A 9,964-nucleotide genomic window follows, 5' to 3' on the forward strand; every position below is an offset into this window, starting at 1 on the left:
TTAATTTTGGTGTCGGTAAGGTGCTGCTTGGGCTAATTCATCAATTTTATCATAAAACGCATTCGCATCAACGTTAGTTACGAAGGTTACAGGCCGTCCTTTTTCATCATCAATATAAGTTCGTCCAGCTCCAGGTCCTTCTGTTAAAACAGCACTTTTGACAGTACGCGAGTCTACTAGTTCTGGATAGTTGCTGACTAAGGTTGTCAAAACATCCCATAAATAATAAGTAGAGTCAGCTTCAAAAGAATGTACTAACGAGTATCCTTGACCGATTAAATCTAAGGCTGGATACTGCCGTTGTCGCGCCCAGCGCCAGCGTAATTCTTGTGTTAAGGGTACTTGATTAGTACTATCTAAAGCAACTTGTACGATTTTTAAATCAGATTGCCAAACAGTTTGCACGGCTTGCGGATCCCAATAAGCATTCCATTCCATGGTTCCATCCTGGTCGGGTTCAGCTACATTGCCATGACCATTCAAGGCCCCACCCATCCAGTAAAGACAGTTAATATTAGCAGCGATTTCCGGTCTAAGTGTTAAAGCGCGCGCTAAATCGGTTAAAGGTCCTGTCATAACTACAGTTACCTTTTCAGGAGATTTAATAATCTTATCTATCAGATCCAAATGTGCTGGCTGTTGAACTAGAGGTGTATTAATAATGCTTCTTTCATTTAAAATTGGAAAATCATTAAAGGAAAAAGCACTCAACCGCCATTGTTTTGGAAATTGGTGGACCGGTCGCGAATTCGAGCGAGCCACTGTTGTATGCCGTTCAGTCCCACCAAAAACGTCAATAATTTTGCGAGAAGCAGCAACCGCAGGAACTGCATAGCCATCAGCGTCAGTTACTCCCACCCCTAATAAATTTACATCCGGCATCTGCAATAACAGTAACAACGATACCAAATCATCAACATTGCCGTCATGATTAAAATAAACATTATGCATATGTATGCCCCCATTTATCACTTTTAATAAATTATACGCAAATTAATATTATTAGGCAATCGTCGCTTTTTTTAATTCATAATAAAAAGGTCAGAATTACTCTGACCTTTCCGATTGATTTTATACAAAGAGATTATTATTTTTTAATTCTTAATGAAACCATATTATACAAGGAACTTGGGCCGTAATCCAAATTCTGCAAGCGATCATGGGTCATAAAGGCTTGCCCATTTTGATATAGAGGAATGACACCTTGTTGTTCATTCAAAATGTTTTGAGCAGCCACCATATCTTGCCACCGAGCACTAGCATTATTAGCATCTTGACTCATACTTTGATTAACTAAATTATCGTATTGTGGATCTGACCATTTGCCACTATTATAGCTGGCGCCTGTGGTAAATAAAGTCAAGAAGTTAATTGGATCCGGAAAATCAGCATTCCACATCGTTATTACAACATCAAAATCACCACTTGCTGAACGACTAATTCTCGTCTTATAAGGTACATTATTTAAATTAACTTTTAATCCTGGTAATTTTTCCAACTGATTTTGCAGGAATTCACTTTGCTGCTTAGCAATATCAGTATCATCACCTAATAAATCAAATTTAATCTTCTTTTGTCCGGTTTCTGCTAATCCCTGCCGCCATAATTCTTTAGCTTTAGCTAAGTCATATTTTGTATTAGCTTTACCGGTTTGGGCAGTTGCAGCCACAAAATCTTGTTTCTTATTAGTAGGATTAAAGGTCATATTAGAAGCTGTTGCCGAAGAGGCAGCAGAAGTTCCGTTACCTAATACTTTCTTTGTTAATTGCTGACGATTAATAGCTAAAGACATAGCCTGACGTAATTTTTGATTTTTGAAGAATGGATATTTCTTTTGGTTCATTTCCAAGTATACGGTAGAATTTTGTTTTAATACACTGTATCCCTTGGAACCCTTCATTTGCTTAGAGGTATCACCGCTTAATTCTACCCGATCTAATTTTTTCGCTTGATAAAGATTAAGTGCGGTAGAAGCATCCTTAACTACTTGATACTTCAATTTAGGTACTTTGACTGCTTTAGCATTCCAATAGTCTTTATTCTTAACTTGGGTCCAACTATTGTCTACACTACTCCAATTTTGCAGCTTATAAGGGCCATTGGAAACTAAAGTTTTGGAGTTAGTACCATATTTTTTACCCCATTTTTGGACAACTTTCGGGTCTTGAGGGAAAAAGAAGTCAGCAGACATTAAAGAGCCAAAATAAGGAATAGGTTTTTCCAAATTGACTTGTAAGGTATATTTATCTAAGGCCTTAACTCCCAAGGAATTGACAGGCTTTTTCCCAGCAGTAATATCTTTGGCATTAGCGATTCCTTCATAGATATAGGCATATTGGGACTTGGTCTTAGGATTGACTGTCCGCCGCCAAGCAAAAACAAAATCCTGAGCTGTTACGGGATCACCGTTGCTCCACTTAACATTATGCCGCAAAGGGAAGGTATAAGTCAGTCCATTATTAGTAGGACGGACTACCTTAGTCGCCATTGCCGGCTCTAACTTCTTACCGTGATAACGATATAATCCTTCCATTGTATTAGTAATTGCCTGTGCACTGACAATATCAGTAGCTAAAGAAGAATCCGCAGTCGAAATTACTTCTTTTGACATAATTCGCGCGGTATCATTTGAAGCCTGACTTTGTCCTGAAGATCCACAACCAGCTAGGACCAGCATACTCATTAAACCTAGTGAGCCGGTTGCCAGCATTTTCCGAACTTTCATATTCATCCTTCTCACCTCTAATGGAAATTATAAAAAGTCTACTATTTTTTTTTCAAAATGTAAAGTTATAATTAAAAAAAGATTAGTTATTTTTAATTATATTTATCTAACTCTTGTCACTAATGGTCTTATGACAAGGCTTCATGACAAGAATAAATTTCGCCTTAGGATCAGAAATTTTTTTTGCTGTTTTTAATTATTAGAAAACAGCTTCTCACATACCGAGAATTTTTAATTGTACTATAATAATATCCAGAAGGGAAGTTCGAATGTGAACAATGCATAAACGGAAAGTAACGCAAACTATTAATAATACTTTCTTAAGCTATACCTCCTATGTTATCTCGCTAGGAGGTTTCTTATTTGGTTATGATACGGGAGTGGTTAATGGCGCTTTATCATTTATTAGTAAGCCGGATCAATTAAATTTGTCCGCTGATCTGCAAGGTTTAGTGACTGCCTCTTTGGTATTCGGTTGTACTTTTGGGGCCCTTTTTAGTGGTAAATTAGCTGACAAATATGGACGCAAACTCCTATTACACAGTATTGCCGTAGTTTTTACTTTAGCAACGATTGGTTGTGCCATCTCTAACAATATAGTTATTCTTAGTATCTTTCGATTTATCTTAGGATTATCCGTTGGTTGTGCCTCAAGTTTGGCCCCAGTTTATTTAAATGAAATTTCGCCGGACCGCTATAAATCGCAAAACGTCAATAAAAATGCAGTGGCGATTGTCATCGGTCAGCTGTGTGCTTTTACAGTTAATGCGTTGTTAGGTACTTTTTGGGGACAATGGCATCCCATTTGGCGGATTATGATTTTAATGGCTGGTGTTCCTGCACTTATCCTTTGGCTACTCTCTTTTAATCTACCGCAAAGCCCCTTCTGGCAGCTAATCCATAGTACCAAAGAAAAAGCCCGGCAGACCTTTCACCGTTTAGGCTTTCCCAAATTAGACATTAAAGAAGCTATTTTAGCATCTAAAAAAGAACAGGGACAGCCGCAACAAATTAAGTTCCGCGTTATCTTTCATAATAAATATCTGCTTTACTTATTTTGGGCGGGAATTGCCGTTGCTTTAATTCAGCAAATTTCTGGAGTAAATATCGTTATGTATTACGGAAGTACGCTTTTACAAAAAGTAGGCATGGGGGCTAAAGCCGCTTTATATGGGAATGTTTTGATCGGTTTAGTCTCTTCAGCCGCTATTTTATTAGGCACTAAATTAACGGCCAAATATTCGCATCAACATATTTTAATTGCTGGCTTAAGTGGTAATGTCTTATTTATGATAGGACTAAACTTGGTTATGAATAGTAAAAGCCTGACTCAAAATCAAGTCAATCTGATTGTTTTACTGCTGCTGACTTGTTTTTTGGCAACCCAACAAGGGATCGTCAGTCCCACTACCTGGCTATTATTAGCGGAATTATTCCCTCCAGTTGTCAAATCGATTTTTATGAGCTGGGCAACTGCTGTTATGTGGCTGACAAATTTCGTTATTAGCCTGATTTTCCCTGGTCTAGTGGCTTTTTACGGAACTCAAGGGGTTTTTGCTATTTTTGCAGGTACCAACATCTTTTGTATCGTGCTTGCTTTAATTTTAGTCAATCCTAAAATTGTTCAAAGTGCCTGGCAAAATTTCTAATCTTGTTTCTGACAAAATTGTAAAAATTGTTGAATAACTTGATAATACCGGCGCGGGTCGGCTTCAATACTTCGAATATGTTCACCTTTGGGAAAATACTCAATAAACTTAGGTTGGAGCGCTGCAGCGTATAATTTTTTAGACATTGCTGGCGGAACAGTTGTATCCTTTAGACCACAAATAAAAAGCAAAGGTATTGCTGCTTGTGCAACACTGTTTAGAGGGCTAGCCTCTCGATAAGAACCATGCACAATGATTTTTGACCAGAAAGATAAGATTTGAGTAATCAAGTGGGTCGGCAGGTTAAACTGTCGTGAAATAGTATATTCGCTAATCGCAAAAGCATCTGTATAACTGGAATCAGCGATTACTCCCTGAAGCGTAGCCGGTAAATCTAAAGCCAAACTTTCTAACACAGTGGCTGCTCCCATAGAGGCTCCAAACAAATAAAAATTTTGCGCTAGTTCTGAACGAGTTTGTAAATATTGCAGCCAACTTTGAACGTCATATTTTTCTTGAAAACCATAGCTTAAATAATGTCCCGCGCTTTGGCCTGCCGCTCGATTATCCGGTTGCAAAACATTATAGCCCAGTTGATTAAAAACAGCACCGATTTTATCTAAAGAATGATGATCCACACCAAATCCATGAACAATTAAAATTGTCCCGAAGTTAGGTTGCGCCAAAGTCAACCAACCCGTCAATTTTAAATGATCATATGAAAAGATGTGGATTTTTTGTTTTGCTAATGCAGCAAATTTTTGGGCATTTTCCAGTGCTGGATTATTTTTTGAAAATTGCGGTACTTTGGTTTTTAAGGCGCTGCTATCACGTTGATGGACATAGTTAAATAAGCCCGCTCCTGCACCACAAGTTAATAATGCTGTAATTCCAACAACATTCAGAATTGTTTTTACTTTCATATTATTTCTCTTTCACTAACATCATACCACCGGCCACAATTAAAATGGCCAGCCAAATGATAATAAACAAAGAATCAAAGGAGCTTTTCGTGGCAATCAGACTTCCTAAATAGGGCCCTAAAGCGCGACCTAAGGAACCAAAAACCACATAAAAGCTCTGATAAGTACCACGGTTAGCACCTGTAGAAAATTTATTTAACAAAGCAGGAATAGTCGGAAACGTGATTGATTCTCCAATTGTTAAGATCAACATACTCACAACATATTGCCAATACTGCTGTGCACTTGGCAAAAAGATAAAAGAAAAACCCATAATTACTAATCCTAAAGCTATTTGGATTTTCAATTTAGAAAACAAACTCTCTGCTATTCTTCCCATTAGAGGCTGAATAATCATTAATGACAGGGCATTGAGGCTGAATAGCAAACTATAATTTCGCATTGTAAAATGATTATCCAACATATACAAAGACATATTACTGTCCCATTGTGAGTATCCTAACCAAACTATCAAAACGGCTCCACAAATCAAAACTAAATTTACAGATAATTGCTGCGAACTAAGCTCATTTGTTATCTCCGTACTTGTAGCAGTCTCAGTTTTAGAAACTGCATTGGGAAGATTCGGTGCTTCACCATCCAAAATATGTCCGCGAAAAATAACAATTAACAAACAAGCCAGAAAGCATAGTGCTGGTAAAAAGAAAGTCAAAAAAATACTTCGCTGAAAAATCACGCTGACTAACATTGATCCTACAGCAATACCGACATTAGCAGATAAGTACATAATATTAAAAATTCGTTGCGAATGCTGGCGATGTTGTTGTGCTACTACGGCCGTATAAGAATTAACGGCTGTATAGGCAATCCCCATCCCTAAACCAATAATTGTCAATAAAATTGCATATAAAGGCCAAATATGGCAAAATGAGAGCACTAAAAATCCTACGGCCGCAATAAAATAGCCGCATAAAAGCGTGCCCCGGTGGGAATATCGATCAAATAAATATCCTCCTAGAGCATTACCCAGCATCATGACTCCCGAATATACCATCAAGACAAAACCTGAGATAACCAAAGATTCATGGAGATATTTTGTCATAAAAATTGTGTTTACTGGTAAAATGAATCCCATAACCATATTAAAAGTAGCATTCATTAATAGCAGCCAGCGTTGTTGCTCATCTTTCATTAATCTACCTCCATTTTCATTGAGTTTATTGAGAGTAAAAATTTATTAAATTTATGGGAGAAATGTCAATGCTTAAAAATTATAATCAAAAATTCCAGCAGACACTTAATAATACGCTCCAAAATATTTATCCTTTAATTTTAATTGATGCCTATCTGCGACTAATTAAAATTACTTTACTGAATCCCAATGGCTTTTTTACACAAATTTTTCATATTCATCAAAATTTTTCGACTTTCAACCATTTATGCACACAATATCTGACTATTTTGGAATTATTAACTCTCTTATTTTTCGGTTATTTGTTAACCCAAAATCTCAGTAATTTTCAACATTCAGACTTAAATTTTAGTACGGTTTTGATTTTAGCGGTGGCCTGCATGAATATTGGTCCGGATCTACGTATGACTTGGACATTACCATCTATTTTATTAGTAATAATTATTAGTTATTTAGTGGCTTATCTTTTTTGCAAAGTTCCTTGGCCCACAATCCGTATCATTCTAGCATTTTTTGTGGGATATATTGTTAACTTGATCCAGCAAAATGACATTTTTGTTAAATTGCCGGGAATTTCCACGAGCGCGCGCAATATTAATTGGTGGTCACTCGGGCCTCTAGTCATGTTACGTAATTTAGCAACTTGGTTAGGAATCATCAATCCCTTTACAGAAACAAGGCAATCTATTAATTCACCTGCTGCCACCGCCAATTTATCGGCTGCACTAACCCATCGTAATCTCAATAACTTACCTTTTCCTTTTAACTTACACTCCATTTATACGAGTTATGCTTTTTTAGGAGGAATAGGTTGCACCTTAGGATTAGTTTTCGCACTTTTAATTTTACACAAAGATCGTCTAGTTTTACAAAATATTCTCCTAAGTCTTTTTGGTTTTAATGCCCCACTTTTAATCAAATTGCCGGTACTATTTAATCTTTGGTTAGTAATTCCTTTTGTCATCAGCCCCATTCTGAGCATGTTAATTGGGGCACTATTTATCCAATTAAAATGGGCACAACCAGCAGTTTATGAAATTTTTAGCGGCACGCCTACTTTTTTGCTTAATTTTTTAGGTACTAATGGTAACTGGGGTAGTCTTATAGCTACTATCTTAGCCATTGGTTGTTCTACTGCTATTTATTTACCATTTATTAAAGCCGAGGCCAAATATGAAAACAAAAACTTGGATTAATATAATTATTGGAATTATGCTGTTACTAACCATTCCTGCCTATCAAACTATGCAGGCAAGTGTGAACAGTGAGCGAGTTTGGCATAATTCACGAGTTTCACCGGTAATTTTTATTCCGGGCAGCTCCGCTAATCAGGATCGTTTTGACAACCTTTTTCAGCAGATGCATCCGGGAAAACGTAAACTTAAACGGAGCGTTTTAAAAATTACTGTCCAGAAAAATGACAAAATTAAAACCAGCGGCAGCATTGCCGCCCGTGACCAAGAACCTTTTATCGTGATTGCCTTTCAAAATAATCAAGACGGTTATACTAATATTTCTCAACAAACCCGCTGGTTAAAAATCGCTATGAATTATTTAACTAATAATTATAATTTTAATAATTTCTCTGCTATAGGTCATTCAAATGGAGGGCTAATTTGGACCTGGTACTTAGAAAAATACTTTAATCGTAATGATCTTACAATTAATAGTCTTATGACTGTGGGCACCCCCTATAATTCCTTAGAATCAAACATAAAAAATGAGACTGCAATTTTTCGGCAACTTTATCGCAATAAAGAAAATCTGCCCGCAAATTTGATTGTTTATGCGATTGCAGGAACTAAAAATTATCAAAATGATGGGATTGTCCCTTATCAAAGTGTAGAAGCAGGTAAATATATCTATCAAAAACAGGTTAAAAAATATACCCAAATCACTGTTACTGGTGAAAATAGTTCTCACGGTAGTCTTTTAGATAATCCCCAGGTAACCAGATTAGTCCAAGAAAACATTATGGATAATAGAAAAACAGCTCCATAAAAAAAGTCATGGCCAAAAGGCCATGACTTTTTGGGTACTGAAAAATCAGTAATTGAATGTCAGTTCACATCTAACACTCAAAAACGCCCTCACAAATCCGGTGAGTGTCACAAAAACGTGGCTTGACGCTCCCAATTGGATCACTAATGTGATCTCTCGACTCATCGCATAAATAAATAATATCATTTTTTAAAAGATTTAGCAATATCGATGATTACCTGAGCAATCATATAACCCATTGCGATCGCCCCAATGATCATGACTGTCATCAAAAATAACCGTACTCCATTAACAAATTCTCCCGAAACCATTGCCCGCACCGCTTCATACGCAGTGGCTCCCGGAACCAAGGGTACTAGTGCCGGAATATTAAACAAAGTTACCGGCATCTTCTTGTATTTTGCAAAAATATAACTCATTAAGCCAATAACTAAAGCAGCTATTAAACTAGAAGAAACCTTTCCTGCTAAAAGAAAGTGCCACATCAGCCAATAAACTAGCCAGCCGAACATTCCACACATACCACAGCCAATTAAAGCTTTCCGAGGAATATTTACACAAAGAGCATAACCAATTGTTCCCATAAAACTAAAAGACATTTGTACTAAAAATTGCATACTTAACGGCATAAATTACCTCACAAAAGAAATCTTAAAACCACAGCAATACCGCCACCAATCGCTAAAGCACTTAATGTACCTGCTACCATGCGTGCTAAACCGGAAATTAGATGACCCGCAATTAAATCACGTAAGGCATTGGTTAATGCCACCCCGGGAACAAGCGGCATCACACTGCCAATAATCAAATAATTTAAATTATTAATTAAGTTAAGTTGGCGCAAACCAATCGCTGCTAAAGCAATCAGAACCGACGCAATAAACTCACTAATAAATTGAATTTCCACCACATTATTAAGATAGTTAAATACCAGATAGCCAAATAAACCAATAAAACCAGCTTGAAAAAAATCAAACCAATCATATTTACCAATAAAAAGAATCATTAAAGTACAACTGATTACAAAGGCTCCTAAAAGTTTCAACCATAACGGAAAATCAGAAGTATTACTATTAATATCTCTTAAACCGTTTTGTAATTCATCCAAACTAATCTGATTATCCGAAAACTGTCTTGATAAAGCATTGACCTTGGTAACCTTTTCTAAATTAATGGCACTATGATGAACTTCCGCCATTTTTATATAAAATATATCGCGCGCAGTCACAAATATTCCAGTTGGCGTTAGGAACACTTCTGGTTGTGATAATCCCCCCTTGCGCAAAATTCTTTCGATGGTATCTTGGATCCGATACATTTCCGAACCTGATTCCATCATAATCTTCCCTGCAAGTATGCCTGTATTCAACAACTGTTTAATTGTTTGATTATCCATTTTTCCAACCTACCAATTGAATAAAAACTAAAAATACAAGGTATAAAAAAAGGTTATTATCATAGATAATAACCCATT

The 9,964-nt window shown here is 36.6% G+C and carries 9 protein-coding genes; 3 read left to right on the forward strand and 6 right to left on the reverse strand.

Features of this window, described 5'->3' with window-relative positions; all coding sequences use genetic code 11:
• Together JG29_RS07515 and JG29_RS07520 are read right to left on the reverse strand one after the other, a co-directional pair.
• The gene (locus tag JG29_RS07515; protein ID WP_045923332.1) at window positions 1-951 is read right to left on the reverse strand and encodes a nucleoside hydrolase; all 951 of its coding nucleotides are present in this window, start codon (window positions 949-951) and stop codon (window positions 1-3) included.
• 136 nt (window positions 952-1,087) lie between these two features.
• Complete coding sequence (locus tag JG29_RS07520; protein WP_045923333.1) at window positions 1,088-2,725, reverse strand: peptide ABC transporter substrate-binding protein; 1,638 nt, start codon at window positions 2,723-2,725, stop codon at window positions 1,088-1,090.
• Window positions 2,726-3,003: 278 nt separating this feature from the next.
• On the opposite strand from JG29_RS07520, the gene JG29_RS07525 reads away from it, so the two are divergent.
• Window positions 3,004-4,374: an MFS transporter gene (locus JG29_RS07525; RefSeq protein WP_045923334.1), complete on the forward strand. Its 1,371-nt coding sequence runs from the start codon at window positions 3,004-3,006 to the stop codon at window positions 4,372-4,374.
• Here the strand turns inward: JG29_RS07525 and JG29_RS07530 are convergent.
• Both JG29_RS07530 and JG29_RS07535 read right to left on the reverse strand, forming a co-directional pair.
• Complete coding sequence (locus JG29_RS07530) at window positions 4,371-5,297, reverse strand: alpha/beta hydrolase (protein ID WP_045923335.1); 927 nt, start codon at window positions 5,295-5,297, stop codon at window positions 4,371-4,373. The genes JG29_RS07525 and JG29_RS07530 overlap by 4 nt on opposite strands.
• 1 nt (window position 5,298) lies before the next feature.
• Window positions 5,299-6,489 (reverse strand): MDR family MFS transporter, encoded by a 1,191-nt coding sequence (locus JG29_RS07535; RefSeq protein ID WP_045923336.1) that lies wholly within the window; start codon window positions 6,487-6,489, stop codon window positions 5,299-5,301.
• Between the two features lie 68 nt (window positions 6,490-6,557).
• Here JG29_RS07535 and JG29_RS08600 point away from each other — a divergent pair, with 68 nt between their 5' ends.
• On the forward strand, window positions 6,558-7,685 hold the full coding sequence (locus JG29_RS08600; RefSeq protein ID WP_052696336.1) for a PTS sugar transporter subunit IIC: 1,128 nt from the start codon (window positions 6,558-6,560) through the stop codon (window positions 7,683-7,685).
• Complete coding sequence (locus JG29_RS07545; protein ID WP_045923337.1) at window positions 7,663-8,490, forward strand: alpha/beta hydrolase; 828 nt, start codon at window positions 7,663-7,665, stop codon at window positions 8,488-8,490. Before JG29_RS08600 ends, JG29_RS07545 begins: the two co-directional genes overlap by 23 nt.
• A gap of 182 nt (window positions 8,491-8,672) precedes the next feature.
• Here JG29_RS07545 and JG29_RS07550 read toward each other — a convergent pair whose 3' ends face one another.
• Both JG29_RS07550 and JG29_RS07555 read right to left on the reverse strand, forming a co-directional pair.
• Complete coding sequence (locus tag JG29_RS07550) at window positions 8,673-9,119, reverse strand: threonine/serine exporter family protein (RefSeq protein WP_045923338.1); 447 nt, start codon at window positions 9,117-9,119, stop codon at window positions 8,673-8,675.
• A gap of 8 nt (window positions 9,120-9,127) precedes the next feature.
• Window positions 9,128-9,886 carry a threonine/serine exporter family protein gene (locus JG29_RS07555; protein WP_045923339.1) on the reverse strand — a complete coding sequence of 253 codons (759 nt, stop codon included), beginning with the start codon at window positions 9,884-9,886 and terminating at the stop codon, window positions 9,128-9,130.
• Window positions 9,887-9,964 lie beyond the last annotated feature (78 nt).

Origin of the sequence: Bombilactobacillus mellis, assembly GCF_000967245.1 — a bacterium.
Lineage (GTDB): Bacteria > Bacillota > Bacilli > Lactobacillales > Lactobacillaceae > Bombilactobacillus > Bombilactobacillus mellis.

Excerpts from the sequence above, each read along its gene's own strand:
- JG29_RS07545 (WP_045923337.1), top strand. The coding sequence starts at position 7,663 with ATGAAAACAAAAACTTGGATTAATATAATTATTGGAATTATGCTGTTA.
- JG29_RS07555 (WP_045923339.1), bottom strand. The coding sequence starts at position 9,886 with ATGGATAATCAAACAATTAAACAGTTGTTGAATACAGGCATACTTGCA.
- JG29_RS07550 (WP_045923338.1), bottom strand. The coding sequence starts at position 9,119 with ATGCCGTTAAGTATGCAATTTTTAGTACAAATGTCTTTTAGTTTTATG.
- JG29_RS07520 (WP_045923333.1), bottom strand. The coding sequence starts at position 2,725 with ATGAAAGTTCGGAAAATGCTGGCAACCGGCTCACTAGGTTTAATGAGT.
- JG29_RS07525 (WP_045923334.1), top strand. The coding sequence starts at position 3,004 with ATGCATAAACGGAAAGTAACGCAAACTATTAATAATACTTTCTTAAGC.
- JG29_RS07515 (WP_045923332.1), bottom strand. The coding sequence starts at position 951 with ATGCATAATGTTTATTTTAATCATGACGGCAATGTTGATGATTTGGTA.
- JG29_RS07530 (WP_045923335.1), bottom strand. The coding sequence starts at position 5,297 with ATGAAAGTAAAAACAATTCTGAATGTTGTTGGAATTACAGCATTATTA.
- JG29_RS08600 (WP_052696336.1), top strand. The coding sequence starts at position 6,558 with ATGCTTAAAAATTATAATCAAAAATTCCAGCAGACACTTAATAATACG.
- JG29_RS07535 (WP_045923336.1), bottom strand. The coding sequence starts at position 6,489 with ATGAAAGATGAGCAACAACGCTGGCTGCTATTAATGAATGCTACTTTT.